We start from the raw sequence: 22,019 nt of genomic DNA, 5'->3' as shown, positions 1-22,019 counted from the left end.
TTAGTTCGATCCGAGCAGGGCTTCCGATGCCTGATCTACAATCAGATTAATCGCAAGAGGTCCGTAGTATGCAATCCACAGTGTTGAGTTTACGTCATACGTGTGGTTATTTTTCACAGCATCAAGGGACTTCCACACGGGATTAGTCAACATAGCCTCTGCCTCTGCTGCGAACAGCTCATCCGACAGCACAAAATAACGATCTGCCTTGATATCAGGGACTTTCTCCATGGAAATTTCAACAGAAGTATCATCCTTGATCTCTTTAACGAGTTCAGGCATGTTCAAGCCCAAATCATTATACAAAATGCCGCCTGTGCGGTGTTCGATGCCATGGACACGGATACCTTCTTTACGCGGACGAATCAGAGCGACTGTCTCATCTCCCATTTTCTCTGTCAGCTGTGCCTTCAGACCAGCAACTTTTTCCTCATAGGATGTGCGCACTTTCTCTGCCTCGTCCTGCTTGTCTGTAATCTTAGCCACTGTAGCTAACGTATCACGCCAGTCTTCATAGAAATCGAGTACCAGGGTAGGTGCAATTTTGCTTACACTCTCATACTGCTTCTCCTGGAAGTCCGTCATGATAATCAGATCCGGGTCGAGTGCAACAATCGCTTCCAGATTAGGCTCGTCCCGTGTACCCAGAACCTGTACATCACTCGGTTGATCGCCTAAGTATTCTGGAAAATCGGTGTTACCTCCAGCGATAACACTACCTGCTGGCTTCTCGCCAACCGCTAACATTTGATCCAGAAATTTAACATCCAGCACTGCAATTTTCTTTGGTTTTTCGTTTAGAGTGATGTCACCCTTCATACCCTTGATCGTTACGGGAAAAGCTCCGTCGGTCTGTGTTTCTGCATTCGCAGGTGTCTCCGCTGGCGTTGCTGCAGATTGCTTACCGCTATCTGTACCTGTTGCAGCACCGCAAGCTGTCAATACAAGAATAAGGGCCAACATCAAGCCCATGAATAATCGTGATTTGTGAGCAGCATAGGCTTTGTTACCAGCCGCTTGCCCCTTTGTTCCTTGTTTCATTTGTGAATCCCCCTTATGTATAATACTGATAATGATTTTCATTATCGAAACATAAAGAGAGTATATACGATCTCCGTATCGTGTTACCATGTACTTTTGCGACATTTCAGCCGGACTAATGCGACATCGCGAATCACTTATCCGCCTTTTAATGTTTCAGTAATATAGGCTTGCAGTCGGTAGATGTTTGAAAGAAGCTCTTCTTCCTCCGGCGTATTGCCATACTCCCCCAGCCAGCGAGGTGTGCGGATCTGCCACTCATCTGTCAGGTATTGCTGTTCATCCCGATACTCCAAAATATGTCCCAGGAAATATTCCAGTGATCCAAAAGATTGTTTACGACTATCGTTGATGATGGATTGTGTTTGTTCAATGATTGCCTGTAACATGTGTTGAATATGATCTTCTGGATTCATAGCGTTCTCCCCCTTGTCCACCAAAGTTTTAAAAACAAAAAGGAAGGTCCTCCTCTACTCCATAGAGATCAGACAACCTTCCAATCTTCTTTTCAAGACATAAAACATAAACATGTATTAACACATCTAATATAGAACTCAGCATTTCGAAGCTACTCTGGATATTCCCTTGAGGCCTCGATCAATTTATCTTCTTCATCAAAAACGTTCAGCACTCTCTCAATGTCATGCACTACATAGCTTCTAACAACAATCAGTTGCTGCATATGAAGGCCTGGTGGGTCTATGTCCGGTCGAGACAAGTTATTTAGCAAACGTTCTGGTGTATATAAGATGCTCCATCGTCTGGAACCATCTGTAAAGACCATCGTGATCTCTATCCAATTCCATTCTTCCGAGTTATCCGACCTAACCTCATCATCAAAACGCCAGCTTACCAGCCTTGGTCTTAAATTCATTTCTTTTACGATGTTTTCACCTCTCTTCTGCTTAACTTCTTAAATGCCGAGTATTCCTTTTCGGACTTCATATAACTTAGTATCTTTTCCGCACATGCAGCTGAACTGAGTTCTTCCGTATTCACTTCCAGATCATATTCATCATAGGAGTATATGTAGTCGAACTGGGAATGGGCAAGTCCAATCTCACGATCTCCCCTGCTCTGCTCTCTTCTGGTGAGTTCTTCTTTTGAGCAATGCACACCTACAAACAATATCGGATAATCCGAAAGCAAATTATAAAAATCGTTAAACCACTTGTCATTGCTGATGACCGTATCCACGATGACATTCAAACCCATTTCCGAAAACAGTTTAATGGTTGCACAGTACAACGAATTAATGGGGTCGAACAGGATATCGGTCATGACATGGTGCTCTAATTCTCTTGTTGGTTTCATATCTGGATATGTATTGTCGATAAACTGATCATAATTATGCAGAAATTGATCTACAGATAGATGATGGAACGGAATGTCTCCCTGATTTTTCATTTCCATCGCAATGCTCGTCTTCCCCGAACTTGATGTTCCGTTCAAAAATATAATGAGTCCTCGTTCCACATCTATCACCCTTATCTATAAAATTGGAAAACACTGTTATACCGTTTACCACTCTCTCCATTCTTCCGTAATATCTTCATCGTCCTCAATGTCTAATCCAGCCAACCTTGCTGCCTTGTCGATAAAATCGGCCAATTCTTCACGTTCCATCGTTTCTATGAAATAGCCATTTTCCTCATTCATTTCATTAAATGTAACCACAACTTCTTCTACAGCTTTCATAATATGCTCAGGATGTTTCGTTTCTTGTACTGCTATTAATTGGTGCAAATATGTATCCAGGGCTTGATCAGACATGAGTAATCTCTCTTCTGTAAAAATCTCATCTCCGTGTTTAACCATTCTCTCGTTCCATAGTTTCGTTGGTTTTTCATGAAACAAGTTTTGTAATGTCAATGGAATCAACCCCTTCCATATTTAATCATATCTATATTTTACCTGTAACCCAAATTATGAACAAGCGTTCACGCCTATTCACTTTCACCCTATTCACTCCATAGCCTTGTCACGTTCTCTAATTCCATCTCGTCAAATTGTAATCGATAAATGTCCGGTTTCTTGGTTTGATTCATAAAATCCAATCCGTAACTCGAATCAAAGTAATTCATCATCAACGTCATTACATGTCCGTGTGTGCCGATCGCCACTTTTTTACCCTTGTATTCTTCTAAAATCCGTTTCAACACGCCCACTGCTCTATTCTGGCAAACCGTGTTCGACTCGCCTCCTGGCAATGCATAATCAGGGTCATCAAACATCTTCTTCCAAGCAGGCTCGAACTCAACATCCGCAATCATATCATCTGAAAAATGCCTTTCCCGTAGATCCTCCATGATCTGAATATCTAATTCTAACGCTGCTGCCGCACCCTCTAAGGTCAGAATAGCCCTGGCATAAGGACTTGAGACAATGGAATGTATTCTTTCATTCGTTAATATTTCCGTTATTCGTTCTGCATTCATCTTGCCCTCCAGAGTAAGCCCCCTCGTTCTTTCCGTTCCTTCCGTATACGGTGACTCCGCATGCCTTACCATATAAACGATGGTCTTCATAGGACCCTCCTTGAGTTTCTTCTATCAAAATTTATGGTCACGCTTTAGGTCCTTCAACATATTTTGTCTTTTCGTTCCAAAAATCAATGAAATGGTGCCACCATATTTTGATTCTGAATTCAGGATTGAAATTCTGTCAGATATTAATTTACAATAATTTTCAGATATGTGTATAGTAGAAATGAAGCAAGATGTTTTCAAAAGAAGTTAATCTAACGGAGAGGATGAGATCATGTCTTTTTTCAAAAGGAAGGTTGTACTAGTCTCTTTATTCGTATTAGCTATCTCTGCTGTTGCAATCGCTTACGTAAATGGTCAATCGAAACCGTACGTGCCCATTCATAAAGTCGTCAACCTTTCAGCCAACTCTTTAACATTTCATGAAATAGATAAGTTGGATGCGTTCGCTGAACTGATCGTTATTGGTTATGCAACAGAAGATTTCAAAGATCGCAAGCATATCATAACTGCATTTGATGACGAGACCATGCAATCCTTTCACACCAATACGAACATCAAGATTGATGAGATATTGAAGAAACCCGACGATTTCCCTTCAGATCAAAACGAATTAACAATCATTGAACCCGTCAGCCTGGAAGGAGACGTCAAGTACACAGTTAATGACTATGTAGAACTGCAGAAAGGTGATAAAAGTGTGCTTTTCTTAATGAAAAACTCCTTTGGTGATTATGGATTAATCAATGATAACTTAGGCAAATTCAGCATTGAAGGGATAAGTCAATATAGTTTACCTCAATCCTCCACTGTACAAGCGTTATCAGAATACGAAACTTTCCGTGACTCCGTTATGGAGAAGTACCATTTGAATTGAGGCTTTCATCAAACAACGGTGACCTTTGCGGACATAGCTGCCCTCTTTAATCTATTGCACTTCTTTATCAAGGCTTACGTCAAATGATGAAGTTATCGATTTTTGTCTAAAGTCATTGGGTATCACTTTAATCTCCACGTTTAGATGTATAGATTCAGGAAGATTCATTTCAGTTATATTCTCATAACCAATGAAATAATAATGCTTTTTGTCCAGTTCTATCAAACCTCCACCTGTTGAGCCAGAAGTTGAAATCAAATGTCCATCATGATAAAGCTCACAAGCAATATTATATTCCTCCAAACTGAACCCTTTCACTTCATATCCAACCTTGATTTGATTTTCGATGTAATCAGCATTTCGTAAACTGATCGCACCACCATCCACCATTTGGGTCTGAATTGCAATATTTGCTTCCGGCATCTCTGGTTTCTTTAATAAATATCCTACTTTTAGGTACCATATAGCTCCTAATACAACTACAGCAAGTACAATCATAGCAATGATAAACTTCTTTTCTTTTTTATCCATAATCCTTACTCCTTACATCGGAACACTCTTGAAGTTCTTTCCAAACCTGTGTTTCAAATAATACATTATCCCTGCGCGATCAACATCAGAAAATTTCTGTTTTAGATATGTCCAACACTCTAGTTGCTAGTAAGGAAATTAATAACTACAATGGAGTTTTAAATCAATTTAAATCTTGGATACATGGAGTAGGACAGTTAGGTTATTAACTAAAGATGGTAGGGATGTTATGTGAAAAGAAAACTAATTATTTCACTTTTTTCAGTCATTGTAATTCTAATAGGGATTTATTGGTATGCTGACAGGGAACTAATTGCTCTCAAAACGGGTTCGACATTGCCATTACAATGGGATACTCCATATAATAACGATGAACAACCAATTCAGCTTACAGAACAGAATCAAGATTTAAAGAATCCAAATATACATCTTACAGAACTCTACTACCTACCAACTTCAAAAAAACTACAATTTGGGTTATGGTACAGTAAAAGAGACTATCAACCGAATCAATCGAAAAAAATTCCAGATCGAATTTTCCAAGTTACGATTCATGATAAAAATGGTGAATTGTTTGAAGAAGATACTGTTGTTAAAACAGAAGGCCTGTTTGATGAGTTTCAACGTAGATCACTCTCGATAGATTTGAATAATCAAGACTCTATAGAAATAACGATTTCCCTGATTGAACAAGACGGAACGATCATTACTCCAATTGAGTCAGCAAGCATTAACGTACCGTTAGATAAAATAAAACAGTGATAAGCTTAACAATATACAACACCTTTTGGTGCGGAGAGAATCTTCTTATTGCAACTTTTTTTGAAAAAAATTAACTATAAGAAGCCGGGTGGATAAGGTCTCGGCTTCTTTGCTTTTCTCAATCAAACTAAGTATGAATCGCCTAACGTATGAATATTACAGCATAACTTGTATCTAGCTTCTCTCAGCTACCTAGAATATTTTATTGATACTTCCACAATTATTAGGGATTATGATTAATTAAATTTTAGGTTTTCCTGTATTATCCTATAAATATATTGTTAATTTTGTCTCGATCATAATCTAGAATCCAATCGTTATATTTTGTATAGACATCCATTAGCTCTTCCCTTGCTGCTGAAATAACATCGCAACCTCTATCATCATAGATATGAAATATCGTTTTCTTACTTATATTAATGAAATACACCCTATGATAAATCTTTGGCTGAACTCCAACATCATGATTACATATAGCTTTGATTAACTGATTATATTTCAAGTCCTCAACTCTACATTTAGTCCAGTACCTATACATGTTGTTCCTTGGGTCTAGGATGTCATCCGGTTCACAATCCAAACCTGGAAATATCTCAAGGCTCAAGGCTCTAATCGGCCCTTTCTTCTTGATATATTTTCTGTACAGGTTCAATTTCTTCACTTTGTGTTTAGGCTTATCTGCAAAATAAGCTTGAGTTATTAATAGGATTTCATCTTCTTGATCATGAAGAGCCTTAAATAATTCAAGTGATCGATGATAAACTTGTTCCATATAATGCTCCGTATTCATTTCAAACATCAGCGGATTGCCAAGTTCGAATCGTATTGCAACATCCCAATTATAAAAAAGAGGTGGTTCTAAGGTCAGGTTTGGAAAATGCTCTGCCAGATACGTCTTCAGGTCCATTCTGTGGCCTCCAAATTCTCTTTAAAGATGAATGCCTGCTAAAAAATGAGTCCGTCTCTTCAATGGTTTCCCGTTTGACATTCAGATCTTTTAATGTTAATTGGCTTACTCAACTCTCCAACTCTTTTTTTCGAAAAATTAACCCCAGAACATTCCGTTATGACCTTCGTCCACGATCTTTAGCTGTGTTTCAAAATCTTCATTCGGTTTAATATCATCAATGAAATGCCATCTGCCCTTACTGTCCTGCCAATAGATTTTCCATGCCTGCTCATCTAATCTGAACTGTGCTACCGGCATCTGTACCCATTGCTCGCTTCGAAAGGCTTGTCTTTCTTCAATCAACGTCACATGATTTCCTCTTATTTTATTACTAATCTTCATCTGACTTTTCACGTGCTCGGGTACAGCATTTTCGGTGTAATGGTCTTGATTATATCATGTTGTTCTCTCCGATTTAAATGATGCTTTTAGTGTTGTAAAAGGTGAAACCGAGCGCGGCTTATGCAATGGCAAGCCGCGTCAGGATGAGGTGCTGCGCCCAATGGGGCAGTACCTCATGGGGTTGCACCGCGTGCATTAGTGCGGTGCTCAAGCTGCCATCACGAGCACACTTTCATGATGGCAACACTTGGTGCATCACGATAGCTGCGCCGTGATGCACGCAAAAAAGCGCCGCGACTTCATCGTCGTGGCGCTTCTTCCTGCATAAGCCAATCGGCCATGCAGCTTTTGTTACGCTACTGCGTCCCATTGGCGCAGCATAACAGTTTCTTTCGATTTTACAATTTTAATAATGGGGCTATGCTAATCATTTACGACTTAGGGGACAGGCCACGAGCTGGATGTTTCTCCTCATCTAAAAGCTGCCTCTCAAGCCAACAGAGCCTGAGCGATCTGATCGATAATGCCATTGATGCCTGTGGGTCCATAACAGCCGATCCATGTCGCGGAATGGTCCGTCCTAACATCCCTGGGGTTCCGCATCGCTGGGCTTAATTCATACAAATGATGTTCAACCTTTTATACCGCTAAATGTAATGCCGCTAATAAACGTCTTTTGAAGGAAAAAGAACAAAACAATAATAGGCAATGTCATCAAGGTGGATACGGCCATTAATAGACCCCATTCGGATCCCTTTTGACTCTGAAATTGCTGCAATCCGAGCGAAACCGTGTAAGATGGTTCATTGGTTAAATAGAGCAAGGGGCCCATGAAATCAGTCCAGCTCCCCATAAATTGAAATAATGCCACGGCTAAAACGGCGGATTTGGCTAGTGGAAACATGATCTGTAAATATATGCGGAACTCACTAGCGCCGTCTAAGCGGGCTGCTTCGCGCAGGGCATCAGGCAGTCCCATGAAAAACTGCCGCAATAGAAAAATGTAAATGGGCACTCCAAAAAATTGGGGTACAATCAGTGGAAGAGGGGTTCCTACCCAACCTAATTTAGTAAACAACAGGAATAGAGGAATCATCGTCACCTGTCCGGGAATCATCATAACAGCGAGGGTAACAAAGAAAAGTATACCTCTCCCACGGTACTCTAACTTGGCAAAACTATATGCAACCAAGGGACAGGATATGATCACACCAAGCGTACTAACGATTGTTATAATCGCCGTGTTTTTCAGATATGTCCAGAAAGGGATATACTCAACGGCACGGGAATAATTACTCCACATAATGGGATGCGGGATCCACTCTGGTGGGAAGGTAAAGATTTGTGTGAGTGGTTTAAGAGAAGTCGAAACCAGCCAAATGAACGGAATCATGAAAAATGCAGAAGCAACAATTAGACATAAATAGGCTAACGCACGATTGATTCTTTTGATAGCAATAGGATTCATCCCTTACTTCCTCCTCCTTATTTCCCTTGATAATGAACCCAGCGTTTAGACGTAATAAAAATAATTCCGGTTAATGCCATAACGATAATAAATAAGATCCAGGCCATTGCGGAGGCATAACCCATTTTGAAATACCTGAATCCGTTCTCATATAAATACATGACGTAAAAAGTCATGGAATTTGCAGGAGTTCCTTGCCCTTTGGTCAACGTATAGGGAAGAGTAAACTGTTGGAATGCACCGATCATTCCCATGACAAGGTTGTAGAAAATAACGGGAGTGAGCAAAGGCAGGGTTACCTTTCTCGTTTTCTGAAACCAGTTAGCTCCATCGATTTGTGCCGCTTCATAGTACTCATCAGGGATGTCTCCTAATCCAGCAAGGTAGATAACGACAGCTTGCCCAATACCCCAGAGCGACATCAGAATGAGAGAGGGCTTGGACCACGACTCACCACCAAGCCAAGAAGGCCCATCGATACCGATATTCGCTAGCATCCCGTTCACCAATCCGAAGTTTGGATGTAACAGCCACATCCACAGAACAGCCAGAGCCACTTGTGGCACAAGAGTAGGTAAGAAAAAGATCGTTCTAAATACAGCCATACCCTTGACCTTCATATTCAACATCATAGCGAGTGCCACACCGAAAAATATACTTAATGGAACAAAAAATACGGTAAAATAAATCGTGTTGTATATGGATTTCCAAAACAGAGGATCATGAAAAAGATCTCTATAATTATTCATTCCGACAAATTCACCAGGCTGCAGAATGCTGTAAGTAGTGAAACTGAAGTAGATGGACATTAGCATCGGAATTGCATAAAAGCATAGCAGCCCTATAGCCCAAGGTGAAGCAAACAGCCACCCAATCACGTTAGTTCTGCGGAGTGCCCGTTTCCTTGCCGATGGAATTGCGTTTACTTGAACTGAATCGGCCAGTTTCGCCATGTGCATTCTCCTTCCAATTGTCATTCATGAATAGGCAAGGAGAGAGAGTTCGCTCCCTGCCTACCGAGCACTCTATTTGTCGTATTTTTCCAAAGCCTTATTCACAGTCTCTGTAACTCTATCCAGGTTCTCTTTCGGAGTACCGTTACCGCGGGTAGCCTTTTCCGTAGCGGAAGCTAACTCATTCCACAGCAGTTGTCCTTCAGGAATAACCGGGCGGTTGTGTGAATTGGGCAAGATATTAATAAATTCCTTCATAATCGGATCGTCTTTGTAACCGTATTTGTCGTTAACCGAATCAATAACGGAAATTTGAGAGTCAGCGTTTAATAACGTTTGCCCCTCTTCTTTCCCTAAGAATTCGAGGAATTTCCAAGCAGAAGCGACGTTCTTGGCGCCTTTAGGGATAATAGCGGACCCGCCTCCGGACCATGTCGTAAAATTAGTACCTGTTGGGGTCGGTATTGGTGCAACACCGTAGTTTAAATCCGGCTTAAATTTTTCGATACCCTTCACCGTGAAGTTTCCACTTATCTTCATGCTGACTTGACCGGAAATGAACGGATCCATTTCCTCCGTACCCGCTGCACTTGTGAATCCGGCGATATCCTCGACATTGTATTTTTTGCCGAAGTCGGTCATCCATTGTAATGCTTCAACGACTTTAGGATCATTTGCAGTAATTTTGCCGGTGGCAGCATCCTGGAATTCTCCTCCAAATGCCCATCCCCAAGTATAAAGCCAGCCTTGCGAATACCATGGGATGAACCCGATCCGTTTGAAACGTTTACCTTCCTTGATGGTTAACTTATCGGCGGCCGCTTCAAGCTCGGCGATCGTTTGTGGTGGTTTGTTGGGATCCAGCCCCACTTCTTTGAAATGATCCTTATTGTAAAATAGCAGGCGAGAGTCCGTATCCATCGGCATTGCATAAAGCTTTCCTTGATAACTGGACTCCTCCCATGCAAATGGATAATACATTTCCTTACGTATTCCGGATTCTGCTGCCATCGAGGATAAGTCAGTCAGAGAACCTTGCGCAGCCCAAGTACCGACCTTAAACCGGTCGAAAAGTGCAACGTCAGGAGGATTGCCGCCTGCGACTGCAGTCAGCAGCTTCTGATCGGATCCCTCGCTGGATTCTGTATAAACCAATTTCATTTTGATCGTAGGGTTTTTCTCCTCAAATGCCTTCACGACTTTATTCATATTATCTAAATCAATTGAGGTAAGACCATGCCACATCGTAACCGTTGTAATCCCCTCTCCGGCCTCATCGCTGGAGTCTCCCTTCGTTGAGCAAGCGGTTACAAGTAGTAACATAACCAGAAAGTAAACAAGAATTGGAAATGCGAATTTTTTGGATCTCCTCATTCAAAGTCCCCCTTAAGTTAAATTCATTCGTTTAACTTGAATTCCTATAAGATCCACTTCATTTTCTGATCAATCCACAATTTATGTAAGCGTTAACAACATTGGTGACATGAATTATTAAAAACAGAAAATGATGAACGAAGTGAATTTGTTATAAGAAATTCACTAGTTATACTAAGTATGTTAATATGACGTCGTACAGCGTGTCAATTGCAATATTACGACATCGATGTATGGCTACTTCACAGAAGACAGACCGTGTTTAGAAGAAGTTTTTCTAGCGATATCAGGAAGGTCCATGCTTCGAAGTTTATACTTTCTGATATCAAAAAAAGTGCCGAAAAGCCCCTGGGGACTTCTCGACACATTGAACAATATCCTAGCTTTAGTTGAGCTGCGCTTGTATTAACCCTACCTGTTATTTTTCACGACCATACGATGTTCAATAATGTTTAGCTCGGGAACTGCTGTTCCATGCAGCTGAGAGATTAGCCTATCCACTGCCAATTCACCCATCTGCTTCTCATCCTGCTCAATATGAGTGAAGATGGGTTGACCCAGGTAATCGTTCATGGAGTCGAAACAAACAATCTCGAATTCCTCCAAAGATTTCCCCATCGAGTGGATGACCTGAGCCAGCATGGTAGCTATTAGAAATTCCGATGCGACAAACGCCTTTACATCAGGGTGTTGTTTCAAAAAATGCTTTACTGTTTCTTTATCACTTTCAATCGCTGTTCCGTTTATGTTCATGGGAAGGGTGCCCTTCAAGTTCGTCAATACATAATCTTTATTCAAGTTCATTCCTTCTTGGGTGAAGGCAAACGTATATCCGAGCAGCCTTTCCTCCAATGTTGAAGTGTTCTCTTCCGGCGGAGATAAAAAGGCAATTTTTTTATGACCTTTGCTAATCAGATGACGCGTAAGATCCATGGCTGCTTTCTTATTGTCTGTGTACACCGAACAAACCGGAATTCCTTTTAGGTATCTATCGACCAAAACAATTGGAAACCGATCCAATACAAGTCGAAGCAGCTCCGAATTATAGTGTTGACCATGAATGGGGGTCACGATTAATCCTTTGATGCCTAAACGAATAAATAAGTCGATCGCACGTTTTTCCTCATCCCGATCCCCGCAAGTTCGCTTGATAATGAGTTGATAATTATGCTCAGCACTACGCTTTTCCATCGATCTAAGAAGTTGTAAGCCAAACTCGTCAGAAAAATTCGGTATAATAAACCCGATCAACCGCTTATCATCCTCAGGAACCAAAGTCGTTCTTACCTCTGAATAGTGCTTCGGTTCTTGTCCTCCAATTATACCATCGGCCACAAATGAACCTTTTCCTTGTATTCGTTTGATAACCCCAGAATCTGCCAATTTCTCCAGAGCCTTTTTAGATGTAATACGACTGACGCCAAATTTTTCAGCCAACTCTTTTTCAGAAGAGACCCGGTCTCCTTCTTTTAATCGACCTTCTTTAATCTCTTGTACAATATAGATATATATCTGCTCATATAAATGCAATTCCACAAAACCACCCTGACATCATAATATTAATATACTAAGTATATTACACAAGGAGTGATTCGCAAAGTTACTGAGATTACCGACGAACTTCTGTGGCATGGCGTTTTCCAAGTCTACGGTGTCAGACCTCTGCTTACAATTAGACCCCATCCGAAGCGAGCTGGAGCGAATTTTAATGCCTCTCTTAAAGCTGGAGAATTTCGCGGAATGGATCTCTAAATGGATTATTATCTATTAGACAGGACGTCGGCCCACAGCCATTCATTTAATCTACATTCCTTTCCAGTGCAAACGTTCTCATAGATTCAGATTCAATAAACTCTCCATTGTCTCCACCTGAAAATAGAACTTTAGGCGAACGCCCTTGATAGAAAAAAGTTCTATTGCTGCCGGAGTTCTATATTCATTACTTGTGTTACTCGAAGGAACAAACACGCAATCACAATGTTCCCCATCATCACTACTATCTCCAAACAAAATTTTATGTATTTGGTCTTTTGATAAAATACTCTCTTCTAATTCAGAAAGATACATTTTCATATTTTAGAATCCCCTTTCAGAATTATGTGGAACATCTAGCAACAGGACGTTGCGGTTGAATCACTTACAAGTCTTTGGGGCCGATCTATCGTATAACGTTTGGGTATATACGAATCCTCACCACCTTAAAGGAGCAAAGCGACTGGTCCCGACGCGGTTAGGTGTGCAAGGTTGTCTGCTGAATCTGCAACCTCGAGATTCCTCTACCTACCAAGGGGCGAATGCCCAACAGCGTAGATACGATGATATATGATGGATCGGCCATCTTGTATTACTTCCATAATTAATGATCTTATACGTTTTGTTAGACGATTAAATCTATGAATAATAGCCACCTTCTAATAAATATGTTCTTGTTTCTTTATAGTGTTTATAAATCTTGCTAAATGCCCTGTTTGCTTTATGCTGATAATCTCCATCACTTATGCATGGTTTAATTACTCTCACAACTTGCCTCATATTCGTATCACCTTGAGTCTCACCAGATTTTAATTTTTCTAAATCTAGTTCAAATATCCCCTCAAAATTTTCCGAACAATCCCCATACACATATATTGCATTGGTATCATTCATTTTAAGTAATTTGAATTCAATACAGAATCCCATAGAATTACCATCTTTCTTTGAATTTATTATTTATTTGCCGATCTTTCATATAAATTTTTTTGTGTTCACGATGTCCCATCGACTTAAGGTTACGAAGTGACCGGGCGCGATGCGCTTAGTCGGGGCGGATGTGTCTGGCTGCTCTCACTTTCCCGAAATTCCTCTGCCAGACCAAGGAGGCTTGTCCCCCGATGCATGAACATCGTGTTAGCACAGTCCTCCGTCTTCTTCGATTTACAGACACATCGCTCTTATATCAAAGTCCTTAATTAAAGATTTTATTCAGAGCCCTTAAACAAGCTTATTAGATTCTTCTACCTAATCCTCTATCAGCCTCAATTTGAAGTTGTATTGTTTTAGGTCCCATATATTGTTGCGCTAACTGAAGGATCTCTCTGTCGTTCCCTAATATCTCCAATACAGTAATTGAAAAAATGTTAATTAAGTGATCATCTTTGCAATTAGATACTTCTTCAAAATAATCAAAAATTCTTTCTAACAGATTGATATTTCTATTCTCACTTAATAGCTTAATTATGTCGGGCATGAAGATATCCTCAATTATGACTGTTTCTAATACCTCACCGTAAACCTCAATGGATTTTATATAATCATTACTCTTTGAAGGCAAGAACTCCAACATTACTCTAAAAAACTCCTCCGATTTTTTGCCCATGACTACCAGCTCCTCTGTTTGAACAAATACTTGCATCATGTGACGTAAGTATCTGATATTTTTGTTTCTGATCCTGGTCCTTTAAAGCAGTTCTCACAGAGATTTCTGTTCAAGCGGCTTAAGGAGCGTAGCTGCCGGTGGTTCTGCCACTTAGCTAGCCGGTTGAATGTGTCCGGTGAAATCACATCCTCGAAATGCCTCTTCCGGACCAAGGGTTTGGGCTTGTCCCCGCCCGATATGTTGAATGTGATGTTAGATGATATTAATGCCCTCTCGAAATCCTCACGATTGTTTCTTAGCTTCAATGTAATCCCTATACTTATCATGTAGTTGAACATTCTTTATTATCGATTCTCCTGTGCTCTTATCAATTATATCTGCTTCAAAATTTAAATTTTTATAACCATCGAGCATTTCCATAATTGAGTATATAACTTCCTCAATTAATTCTATTTGAATTGATCGAAATCCTGAAGAATCAAATACTTCTCCAATATTTTCATATTCCTTCTTGTATTCTGTCCATGGCATTTTTGATTTTTTATCTAGATTCCAAGTACTTAGATCAACATATGTCTCTTTGATGATCTCTAATTCCAGAAACAAACTATTCAGTTTATCGTTCATTAAAATTCTCCTATTTTTTTATATGCAGTAATTTCACCTAACGTTGTTGTGTTCATACCACCCACCACCTTAAAGGAGCAATATGCGACTGGCAGCGGCGCGGTTAGGTGGTACGGATGTGCTTCTTTGCTACTGAACTTCCTCTTCGATTTCACTTCTAACTTCTTTCGGACCAAGGGGCCAATGCCCCGTACGCATGAACATGGTGTTATCTAATGCTCCCAACTTCTTTGATAAACTCACAACATCCTATACCATATCTGAAATAAACATGGCTTTAGTTCCTTCTTCTGGCTTAAATCCAAATTTTCCATAGAATTTTTCTGCACTATCATAGGATATAAGCACTTTTGTTTTGATATTAGAATATCGACTAAGCATTTTTTTCATCATTCTCTTTCCAATTCCTAATGATTGATATTCTTTATGTACTAACATGTAATGAAAATATACTGTCATCACTCCGTCAGACAGTGCATTTATTAAGCCAACTAATCTGGTATCATCCCATGCAGTAATAACCGTATGCGAGTTGTTTATTGCTTGTCTAAGATCTTCTGGGAAATCTCCTGATTTCCAGTCCACCGAGTGAAACAGTTCTTGAATTGCTTGTTTATCAATATCTTTTATTTCTTTGAACATGATTGTCATAATTTTACTCCTATGTTGTTATTTTTTGATTGGGAGTTTCTGATAACGTTTCGTATATTCACGACGTCCGAAATCACAGGCTCACATGACTGTCTATACGGTAACGGTAATGGCTTATATCATCAGGCGACGCTGACAAACGTTCCTCTCCCTAAAATGGTTAAGCTAAAAAGGACTCTAATTCTCCATTTCAAACCTCGTTTGAAGCTCTTTAACAAATACTTCGATTGGTTCTTTGTAGTCGATGGGTTTGTAAATGGATCTATTATTCCACTTATGCCGTATGTCTTTATTTCTAAAATCATTGCCCTCAACTTCAAGTGCCTTCATCACAAGCATGAGGTCATTCATGGTACTTATAACAGAACGACTATCCGTTTTGGTGATTGTGTCCTCGTTACATTTTTCCAAATAATAGTTCGCCAGGTGATCAGGAATTTCCTCAACAGCCAAATAAGCCTCCAAATTTTGTTTAAAGATGGATGTCAGTTTACTGGCCTGATTTGTTCTAATCCCACTAACCGTTAAACTTAATATGGATAAATCATTCATAAACACATAGTGTTTTCTGCCATATAACGTGAAAAAGTTTACATGCCAACTAAAGAAAGCATCTGTCTCTTTGATAGTTTCCAGTTTGACATTCAGATCTTTTAATGTTAGTTGGGTTGGTTTGAAAATAATCATACACGAGCCCCCTTTCAAAATCTTCGTTCGGTTCGATATCATCTATGAAATGCCACTTGCCTTTACTTCCTGCCAATACACTTTCCATGCTTTCTCATCTAATCTGAACTGTGCTACCGGCATCTGTAATGTAAAATCATCCATATTCTCTAACTCTTCTGCCTTGATCCATTTTGCTTTGATTATATCACGATGTTTTCTCAGATCTATATGATTGCTTTAACTTGTGAAAGGTAAAACGGAGCGCGGCTTGTGCAATGGCAAGCCGCGTGAGGGTGAGGTGCTGCCCCCAATAGGGCGTACCTCACGAGGTTGCACCGCATGCATTAGCGTGGTGCTAAGGTTTCCATCACCAGCACAATTCCGTGGTGCCAACACTTGGTGCATCACGATAGCTGCGCCGTGATGCACGCAAAACAAGCGCCGCGACCTCATCGTCGTGGCGCTTCCTCCTGCTGCATGATGCCATTCGGCCATGCAGCTTGTGTTACACGTCGAAAAGAAATGGACGTATCGCCGAATCACGGAGCACTTCGCTACAAGAACTTGCATTGTTAAAACAAAAAACCGTCAGTTTAACGGTTTCTATTCGTATATGTCCTGACCCCTGGCAAATGTATAAAAAACAACCACTGACGGCTTTAGGCTGTCAGTGGTTGTTTGAATAAACTTGCTTATTTGTCAATTAAATTGGTAATTTTCAGCATCCTTGCAATCAGTGCCGTCACTTCAGCGCGCGCCATCGGAGCTTTCGGGCTGAGATGAGTGCCTTCGCCCTGAATGATGCCTGCTTCGATCAATTGCGCCACATCCGCCTTGGCCCAGTTCGATACGCTCGCACCGTCTTTATATTCGGACAGAGCAGAAGTATTCTGACTAACGACAGCTTCGGATTTAATCAGGCGGTACGCGCGGGCTACCATTGCGAAGCCCTGCTCTCTTGTAATTGGCTGGTTGCCGTAGAAGTTACCATCGTCATAACCGCGAACGATATCAAATTCATCCGCAATCGCGAGGGCATTTCCGTACCAGGCGGAAGTCGGTACATCCGGGAAGTTATTCTGCGACGCTTCCTGACGCATCAGACCCAGGCCAAGGACCACGATCTCCGCGAACTCGGAACGGGTTACGCTGCGTCCCGGCGAGAACGTGTTATCCCCGTTCCCCTTCAGATCCAGTCGTGCCGCAATGTTATTCACATCCGCTTGACCCCAATGGGTTTTCACATCCGTGAAATCCTGCGGATTCCAGATTACCGAGTACGTACCGCTGCTGCGCAAATCATGAATTTGTGCATAATATCGATTGCCGATCTTCGTTACAACGGTTGGCAGGTGATATACGCTGCCGTCCGGATTCACTACAACACCCGTCGTAATCCGGTTCGGATCGATGCCTTCCGGGAGAGCGATGTATTTCGCCGCATAGCCGTTCAATTGACCGGATTTTACGGTTTGACCATCATGGCTAAACGTCAGGTCCAGATCAACCGGATCAACCAGCAGCTCATAACCTCCCGCTGCTGCCTTGTTCTTCGCAGATGCAATCAAGGCATCCGAAGAACGCTTGATGTCGATGCGAACACCGATATCGTTCAGCGCTGCATTGCCCAATTGACCGGCGACAGCATTCAGGTTCATTTTTCCGACAGGTACCGGATAAATGGCCAGTGGGTTACTGATTTTCAGGCTTGCGCCCTTATCGCCCAGTTTCTTCAAAGTGTCTGCCGTCAAGCCATCAACCGTCATATCGCCTTCATTTGGCGAGTGAATCGACAGATCCTGGCCTGTACCTTCCGATACAGCTTTACCCAGCATGTCCGGGTCTACCTTAACTGACGTTGTCGTGCGGCCGTCTGCAGTTGAAGTTGTGCCTGTTGCAAACGGATCATCTTTGCCATTCAAAGTTACGTCGAGATTGCCCTTTGGAGCTTCAGGAGTACTTGGTGCTGCTGGCGTTGTTGGAGTCGTGCTTCCGCCACCTCCGCCTCCGCTGTTACCATTATTTCCATTATTGAATGTACGGAAGACGGTCAGCGTATAGAGTTTTTCCCTTCCGTTAACGGTAACCTTAACAACAATCGTGTTGCTTCCTTCATTCAAAGGCAATTCATTGCTTGCTTTACCGCTAGCTGCATCCGTCCAGGCACCATTGTTGAGCGAAAACTCAATCTTGGCGTTCGGATCCAGACCTGCAAGCGAGTCCAGTGTTGGGGTGAAATATACGCTGTACGTTGCAGTAGTAGCGGTGTAATTGTACGTATTCTCAGCAAAAGCCGGTGACAGAGGTATCGAAGTTCCATCGTTGGCATTTAGCTCGAGACCGGTAAGATGCGATTTTTGAGCAGATTCGACTACGATTGTCTTGGATTGTTTGGTTACTTTTCCATTTTTCAATGCCGTTACATCAACCGTATATCTTCCATCCGGCAAATCTGCCGACGGGGTAAAGCTCCAATTTCCATTGCTATCTGCTTCTACTTCCCTTGTTTCAATCACTCTGCCGTTCTCATCCTTCAATTCAACGGTGACTTTCGAATCTTGGTCCGCCACACCTTTGAGTTCAGGCTTTGACACGTTGACCAGCCCACCGCTCGGCTCGGTGATCAACATGGGTTTCAGCAGCTCTCTCGCTGTTTTCAATTCCTGAAGTGCTTTATCTACTTCTTCTTGAGTTTTAGTTTTGTTTTCAAGCACGGCTTTGGCGTCTTCCAGAGCTTTTTTATACGCTGGCCATTCCGCTGCCATATAATCTTCTTGGTTCAGTTGATCCCCTTCTTCAACGGCTTGCTTAAGATCGGTACTATTGATAATAGCAACGGTTTTCTCGGCGATAATATCCAAATTTTCGTCGCCCGCCATGCCGCCGTATTCAATAACATACCCTGTAACATTGTTGCTCAAAGGGTAATCGTTCCACTGTCCAGCGCTGCTGCCGGGTCCAAAAATATGGGCCACATATTCCAACCCAGAATAATTATTGGGTTCGTTGGCGGCCCAATTTGCATACCCTATTTTTGTGCCGCCCAGATAACCCTCATAGAACTTCTGACCATTCCCGCTATCTTGCTGGCCCTCCGGTCCGGTTACCCAACGCCAGTCGCCAGTATTTACCGGTTCACCGTTTTTTCGTTGGATATCTTGTGCGCCAATCCATCCAAGACCTAACGTCTTTTCTTTTACAAACTCATTCTCTTGAGCATCTGTGATTGTGACCAGATATCCTTCGCGCCCGAAATAATCGTCGGCGGCAGCCTCATTCTTCGCGGCAGCCCAGGTAATATTGCTTCCCTTATTGATATATTTATAAAAATGGCCGTTAGCATCATTTGGAAGGGCATCACCCAAGGTAAACCTAACGGTTCTGGCTGACGTATTACTGGAGGTTGTTGAGAACGCAACAGTCGATAATGTCTGATTATAGGCTTCCGCTGAAGCATTTCCCTTCAACGTTAAGACACCATTCGCAGGATTATATGTTCCTGTGATTCCTGTCGCTGCGGTAAATGTCAATTGATCCCCTGCTTGAAAATTTTCAAGCAGCACGGTGGCACCGTCCAGATTTATTGTATAAGAGGAGTCTTGAATCAGAATTCCAGGATCAATAACGGCTCCTCCGTCCACAATATCGTAGCTGGTTGTACCACCTGATGTGGATATTAAAGCTTCGCCTGCATCAGCTGCACTTGCTGTCGTCGGGAACATTACAGGTGGTAAACCGCCCACGGTCAGAGCCGCTGCGAGAAATAATGCTCCATGCTTTTTCTTAAGAAACTTGTTGCTTTGTTTTGACACGTACCTTTCCCCCAATCCATTTTTAGACTTTCTGATGTAGACAAATCCTTTTTGGCACTTTTTCATACGAGCAAATGTTTTTCTTTTTTTTCAACGGCCTCCCTAATTTAATTATCAATTTATGAAGTTACCTCATGTTGGATTGTAAAAATAGAGCTCTATTTTTCATCCAATCTCTTCGAATTAACATGGGGTTATATTCTCAGCAATTCCCCACAGTTTCTGCAACTCATATTTTAACGATTGAATCTATACAAAAACTATACAAATCATCTGGCGGGGTAGTTCTCTTACAATATGTACTCTGGACTCATTGATGAAGTGAAGCTGCAAAACAAAGTCCTCACTGATCAGGAGATTCTTACTGAATATGAGAATGTGAAGTCGCTTCACGGCGATTCGGTCCCGGAAATTCCGAAATGGCGATATTGTTGAGGATCCAAATTGTTTGAGGTGATCAGTACCGTCCTCAGTACCACGCAGTGCCCCCAATTCTCATCGGATCGGAATCTTTACTTCAAACAGTACGGCTCTCTTTTCATTTGATTCTGTCACAAAACGTCTTATTCACGTACTTCGTAAAATACTCCACCCATGGAATACTCGCAAAAATATTGAGCTATCCTGCCCGTTAGCCGAGAAGACTGCCGACAATAGTTGATCGGTTCCTTCTCATGATGGTTTTTTTAGCTGACGTCTTTCGGAGACTTTAGAATGATGACTTTCTTTTCAGATTACGCCGCCAAATCCCCAAACGAATAAAAAAGCCGTCCCTCAAAATATTATCATACCTTGAGGGGCAGCTTATCGACACATTGCTGATTATTTAGATAGCTCTTCCTTCACCATAAGCTGACGGGCATATTCGTTCAGATCGATAGACTCGCCCCCGTTCAGCCGCGACTTTTCAGCTGCAAATGCGATCAGATGACTCCGGACGGAAGCTGCAGCCGATGTCAGGCTCTCCTGGCCGTTATAATGACGCACCTCATCCAGGAAATTCCTCACAATGCCGCTGTCTCCCCCACCATGGCCGCTGGTTTGAGAAGGGATTGTGATTTCTGTTTTTTGATGTGTCAAAAAGTCGTACACCGTAATTTGATCTTCCTCACCGCGAAGTTCTCCTTTCGTCCCCATGATCTGGATTCTACGTTCCTGCTCAAATGTAAACCCGCACATACTGAACATGGCCGTAGCTCCACCTTCAAATTCCATATTCACGACCTGATGATCTACCACATTATTGTCACTCCGGTATACACACCGACCGTAATCGGTATCACGCAAACCCTGTATGATATTCGGCTTCGTCAGCTCCTGTGTAAAATGTCCTGCCCAACCCCTGAACTGTTCACTCAAATAAAATCTTGGTGCAGAGTACGCGCAGGTTGGTTCTACAGCACAATCCAAGCATCGATCAGCGGAACCTTCCGGTGCATTGCCTTCATGAAAATGTTTAAGAGATCCGAACGAACTGACCTTGAGGCAAGGCTGATCCACGAGCCAGGATAATACGTCCATATCATGGCATGACTTGGACAGGATCATCGGGCTGGATGTGTTGGAATTGTTCCAATTTCCTCGCACGAAGCTGTGGGCAATATGCCAGTAACCCACATTCTCATTCAACTGAATGGAGACAATTTCTCCGATACGTCCTTCTTGTATCACCTTTTTGATTGTATTCCAGAACGGTGTGTACCGCAGCACATGGCAGATCGTCAGCAGCCGGTCATTATCTCTCGCCGCTTGTTCCATCTCAAGACATTCCTTTGGATCAGGTGACATCGGCTTCTCCAGCATGACATGATACTTCTTATCTAAAGCCTGCATGGTTGGGCCATAATGCATTCTGTCCTGTGTACAAATAACCGCAATATCAGCCAGCTTAGGTTCAGCCAACAGGGGCTCCCAAGTCTCGTAACAGTGTTCCGGCGGAATCTCGTACTTCTCAGCAAATCTTGCTCTCCTCACTGGATCGGCTTCCGCAACTGCAACGAAGGTAAGCTCATGCGGATAATCAAGTGCATAGGGTGCATAGCCACCCGCTCCCCTCGCACCTGCTCCAATCAGGACTGCTTTCAGTTGACTCATATTTGTTCACTCCTTTATGATCTGAAAT

At 42.0% G+C, this 22,019-nt stretch carries 23 protein-coding genes and 1 pseudogene; 3 read left to right on the top strand and 21 right to left on the bottom strand.

Features of this window, described 5'->3' with window-relative positions; genetic code table 11:
- The 6 genes from JNUCC31_RS23035 to JNUCC31_RS23015 all read right to left on the bottom strand — a co-directional run bounded on the left by JNUCC31_RS23035 (position 1) and on the right by JNUCC31_RS23015 (position 3,569).
- Entirely contained in the window at positions 1 to 1,041 is a 1,041-nt protein-coding gene (locus JNUCC31_RS23035) for an ABC transporter substrate-binding protein (protein ID WP_192265105.1), read from the bottom strand.
- Between the two features lie 137 nt (positions 1,042 to 1,178).
- On the bottom strand, positions 1,179 to 1,457 hold the full coding sequence (locus JNUCC31_RS23030; RefSeq protein WP_192265103.1) for a hypothetical protein: 279 nt from the start codon (positions 1,455 to 1,457) through the stop codon (positions 1,179 to 1,181).
- A gap of 152 nt (positions 1,458 to 1,609) precedes the next feature.
- On the bottom strand, positions 1,610 to 1,915 hold the full coding sequence (locus JNUCC31_RS33505) for a hypothetical protein (protein ID WP_228469198.1): 306 nt from the start codon (positions 1,913 to 1,915) through the stop codon (positions 1,610 to 1,612).
- A 5-nt stretch (positions 1,916 to 1,920) separates the two neighbouring features.
- A complete protein-coding gene (locus tag JNUCC31_RS23025; RefSeq protein ID WP_192265100.1) occupies positions 1,921 to 2,517 on the bottom strand; it encodes a chloramphenicol phosphotransferase CPT family protein in 597 nt (198 codons plus the stop codon).
- A gap of 45 nt (positions 2,518 to 2,562) precedes the next feature.
- A complete protein-coding gene (locus tag JNUCC31_RS23020) occupies positions 2,563 to 2,913 on the bottom strand; it encodes a hypothetical protein (protein ID WP_192265098.1) in 351 nt (116 codons plus the stop codon).
- Between the two features lie 89 nt (positions 2,914 to 3,002).
- Complete coding sequence (locus tag JNUCC31_RS23015) at positions 3,003 to 3,569, bottom strand: histidine phosphatase family protein (RefSeq protein ID WP_192265096.1); 567 nt, start codon at positions 3,567 to 3,569, stop codon at positions 3,003 to 3,005.
- Positions 3,570 to 3,801: 232 nt separating this feature from the next.
- Between JNUCC31_RS23015 and JNUCC31_RS23010 the strand changes: the two genes are divergently transcribed.
- Positions 3,802 to 4,404, top strand: coding sequence for a hypothetical protein (locus JNUCC31_RS23010; RefSeq protein WP_192265094.1), 603 nt, complete (start codon positions 3,802 to 3,804; stop codon positions 4,402 to 4,404).
- A gap of 51 nt (positions 4,405 to 4,455) precedes the next feature.
- On the opposite strand, the gene JNUCC31_RS23005 is transcribed toward JNUCC31_RS23010, so the two are convergent.
- Positions 4,456 to 4,935, bottom strand: coding sequence for a hypothetical protein (locus JNUCC31_RS23005; RefSeq protein ID WP_192265091.1), 480 nt, complete (start codon positions 4,933 to 4,935; stop codon positions 4,456 to 4,458).
- A gap of 231 nt (positions 4,936 to 5,166) precedes the next feature.
- Between JNUCC31_RS23005 and JNUCC31_RS23000 the strand changes: the two genes are divergently transcribed.
- Complete coding sequence (locus tag JNUCC31_RS23000) at positions 5,167 to 5,697, top strand: hypothetical protein (protein ID WP_192265089.1); 531 nt, start codon at positions 5,167 to 5,169, stop codon at positions 5,695 to 5,697.
- Between the two features lie 262 nt (positions 5,698 to 5,959).
- On the opposite strand, the gene JNUCC31_RS22995 is transcribed toward JNUCC31_RS23000, so the two are convergent.
- The 13 genes and pseudogenes from JNUCC31_RS22995 to JNUCC31_RS22940 all read right to left on the bottom strand — a co-directional run bounded on the left by JNUCC31_RS22995 (position 5,960) and on the right by JNUCC31_RS22940 (position 19,897).
- Complete coding sequence (locus JNUCC31_RS22995; RefSeq protein ID WP_192265087.1) at positions 5,960 to 6,604, bottom strand: DUF3885 domain-containing protein; 645 nt, start codon at positions 6,602 to 6,604, stop codon at positions 5,960 to 5,962.
- A 138-nt stretch (positions 6,605 to 6,742) separates the two neighbouring features.
- Positions 6,743 to 7,021: pseudogene (locus tag JNUCC31_RS22990) on the bottom strand (DUF3024 domain-containing protein); the annotation flags it as partial.
- Between the two features lie 598 nt (positions 7,022 to 7,619).
- Positions 7,620 to 8,456 (bottom strand): carbohydrate ABC transporter permease, encoded by an 837-nt coding sequence (locus JNUCC31_RS22985; protein WP_192265085.1) that lies wholly within the window; start codon positions 8,454 to 8,456, stop codon positions 7,620 to 7,622.
- Positions 8,457 to 8,473: 17 nt separating this feature from the next.
- Positions 8,474 to 9,409, bottom strand: coding sequence for a carbohydrate ABC transporter permease (locus JNUCC31_RS22980; protein WP_192265083.1), 936 nt, complete (start codon positions 9,407 to 9,409; stop codon positions 8,474 to 8,476).
- Between the two features lie 72 nt (positions 9,410 to 9,481).
- Positions 9,482 to 10,783: an ABC transporter substrate-binding protein gene (locus JNUCC31_RS22975; protein WP_192265080.1), complete on the bottom strand. Its 1,302-nt coding sequence runs from the start codon at positions 10,781 to 10,783 to the stop codon at positions 9,482 to 9,484.
- Positions 10,784 to 11,194: 411 nt separating this feature from the next.
- Complete coding sequence (locus JNUCC31_RS22970; RefSeq protein ID WP_192265078.1) at positions 11,195 to 12,319, bottom strand: GntR family transcriptional regulator; 1,125 nt, start codon at positions 12,317 to 12,319, stop codon at positions 11,195 to 11,197.
- A 294-nt stretch (positions 12,320 to 12,613) separates the two neighbouring features.
- Positions 12,614 to 12,856, bottom strand: coding sequence for a hypothetical protein (locus JNUCC31_RS22965; RefSeq protein WP_192265075.1), 243 nt, complete (start codon positions 12,854 to 12,856; stop codon positions 12,614 to 12,616).
- A gap of 318 nt (positions 12,857 to 13,174) precedes the next feature.
- Positions 13,175 to 13,429 carry a hypothetical protein gene (locus JNUCC31_RS33500; protein ID WP_228469197.1) on the bottom strand — a complete coding sequence of 85 codons (255 nt, stop codon included), beginning with the start codon at positions 13,427 to 13,429 and terminating at the stop codon, positions 13,175 to 13,177.
- A gap of 337 nt (positions 13,430 to 13,766) precedes the next feature.
- Entirely contained in the window at positions 13,767 to 14,138 is a 372-nt protein-coding gene (locus JNUCC31_RS22960) for a DUF7674 family protein (protein ID WP_192265073.1), read from the bottom strand.
- Between the two features lie 282 nt (positions 14,139 to 14,420).
- A complete protein-coding gene (locus JNUCC31_RS22955; protein WP_192265071.1) occupies positions 14,421 to 14,765 on the bottom strand; it encodes a hypothetical protein in 345 nt (114 codons plus the stop codon).
- A gap of 249 nt (positions 14,766 to 15,014) precedes the next feature.
- The gene (locus JNUCC31_RS22950) at positions 15,015 to 15,416 is read right to left on the bottom strand and encodes a GNAT family N-acetyltransferase (RefSeq protein ID WP_192265068.1); all 402 of its coding nucleotides are present in this window, start codon (positions 15,414 to 15,416) and stop codon (positions 15,015 to 15,017) included.
- A 177-nt stretch (positions 15,417 to 15,593) separates the two neighbouring features.
- The gene (locus JNUCC31_RS22945; protein ID WP_192265066.1) at positions 15,594 to 16,103 is read right to left on the bottom strand and encodes a DUF6933 domain-containing protein; all 510 of its coding nucleotides are present in this window, start codon (positions 16,101 to 16,103) and stop codon (positions 15,594 to 15,596) included.
- 674 nt (positions 16,104 to 16,777) lie between these two features.
- Positions 16,778 to 19,897 (bottom strand): S-layer homology domain-containing protein, encoded by a 3,120-nt coding sequence (locus tag JNUCC31_RS22940; RefSeq protein ID WP_192265064.1) that lies wholly within the window; start codon positions 19,895 to 19,897, stop codon positions 16,778 to 16,780.
- A 297-nt stretch (positions 19,898 to 20,194) separates the two neighbouring features.
- On the opposite strand from JNUCC31_RS22940, the gene JNUCC31_RS33495 reads away from it, so the two are divergent.
- The gene (locus JNUCC31_RS33495) at positions 20,195 to 20,332 is read left to right on the top strand and encodes a LamG domain-containing protein (RefSeq protein WP_228469196.1); all 138 of its coding nucleotides are present in this window, start codon (positions 20,195 to 20,197) and stop codon (positions 20,330 to 20,332) included.
- Between the two features lie 387 nt (positions 20,333 to 20,719).
- Here JNUCC31_RS33495 and JNUCC31_RS22935 read toward each other — a convergent pair whose 3' ends face one another.
- Positions 20,720 to 21,991, bottom strand: coding sequence for a Gfo/Idh/MocA family protein (locus JNUCC31_RS22935; protein WP_192265062.1), 1,272 nt, complete (start codon positions 21,989 to 21,991; stop codon positions 20,720 to 20,722).
- Positions 21,992 to 22,019 lie beyond the last annotated feature (28 nt).

It is taken from the genome of Paenibacillus sp. JNUCC-31, from assembly GCF_014844075.1.
Lineage (GTDB): Bacteria > Bacillota > Bacilli > Paenibacillales > Paenibacillaceae > Paenibacillus.
The sequence above is the reverse complement of the archived record's forward strand: the minus strand, read 5'-3'. Positions and strand labels throughout refer to the sequence as shown.

Coding starts and splice junctions, on each gene's coding strand:
- JNUCC31_RS23035 (WP_192265105.1), bottom strand. CDS start 1,041: ATGAAACAAGGAACAAAGGGGCAAGCGGCTGGTAACAAAGCCTATGCT.
- JNUCC31_RS23030 (WP_192265103.1), bottom strand. CDS start 1,457: ATGAATCCAGAAGATCATATTCAACACATGTTACAGGCAATCATTGAA.
- JNUCC31_RS33505 (WP_228469198.1), bottom strand. CDS start 1,915: ATGAATTTAAGACCAAGGCTGGTAAGCTGGCGTTTTGATGATGAGGTT.
- JNUCC31_RS23015 (WP_192265096.1), bottom strand. CDS start 3,569: ATGAAGACCATCGTTTATATGGTAAGGCATGCGGAGTCACCGTATACG.
- JNUCC31_RS23010 (WP_192265094.1), top strand. CDS start 3,802: ATGTCTTTTTTCAAAAGGAAGGTTGTACTAGTCTCTTTATTCGTATTA.
- JNUCC31_RS23005 (WP_192265091.1), bottom strand. CDS start 4,935: ATGGATAAAAAAGAAAAGAAGTTTATCATTGCTATGATTGTACTTGCT.
- JNUCC31_RS22995 (WP_192265087.1), bottom strand. CDS start 6,604: ATGGACCTGAAGACGTATCTGGCAGAGCATTTTCCAAACCTGACCTTA.
- JNUCC31_RS22985 (WP_192265085.1), bottom strand. CDS start 8,456: ATGAATCCTATTGCTATCAAAAGAATCAATCGTGCGTTAGCCTATTTA.
- JNUCC31_RS22980 (WP_192265083.1), bottom strand. CDS start 9,409: ATGGCGAAACTGGCCGATTCAGTTCAAGTAAACGCAATTCCATCGGCA.
- JNUCC31_RS22975 (WP_192265080.1), bottom strand. CDS start 10,783: ATGAGGAGATCCAAAAAATTCGCATTTCCAATTCTTGTTTACTTTCTG.
- JNUCC31_RS22965 (WP_192265075.1), bottom strand. CDS start 12,856: ATGAAAATGTATCTTTCTGAATTAGAAGAGAGTATTTTATCAAAAGAC.
- JNUCC31_RS33500 (WP_228469197.1), bottom strand. CDS start 13,429: ATGAATGATACCAATGCAATATATGTGTATGGGGATTGTTCGGAAAAT.
- JNUCC31_RS22960 (WP_192265073.1), bottom strand. CDS start 14,138: ATGGGCAAAAAATCGGAGGAGTTTTTTAGAGTAATGTTGGAGTTCTTG.
- JNUCC31_RS22955 (WP_192265071.1), bottom strand. CDS start 14,765: ATGAACGATAAACTGAATAGTTTGTTTCTGGAATTAGAGATCATCAAA.
- JNUCC31_RS22950 (WP_192265068.1), bottom strand. CDS start 15,416: ATGACAATCATGTTCAAAGAAATAAAAGATATTGATAAACAAGCAATT.
- JNUCC31_RS22945 (WP_192265066.1), bottom strand. CDS start 16,103: ATGATTATTTTCAAACCAACCCAACTAACATTAAAAGATCTGAATGTC.
- JNUCC31_RS33495 (WP_228469196.1), top strand. CDS start 20,195: ATGTACTCTGGACTCATTGATGAAGTGAAGCTGCAAAACAAAGTCCTC.
- JNUCC31_RS22935 (WP_192265062.1), bottom strand. CDS start 21,991: ATGAGTCAACTGAAAGCAGTCCTGATTGGAGCAGGTGCGAGGGGAGCG.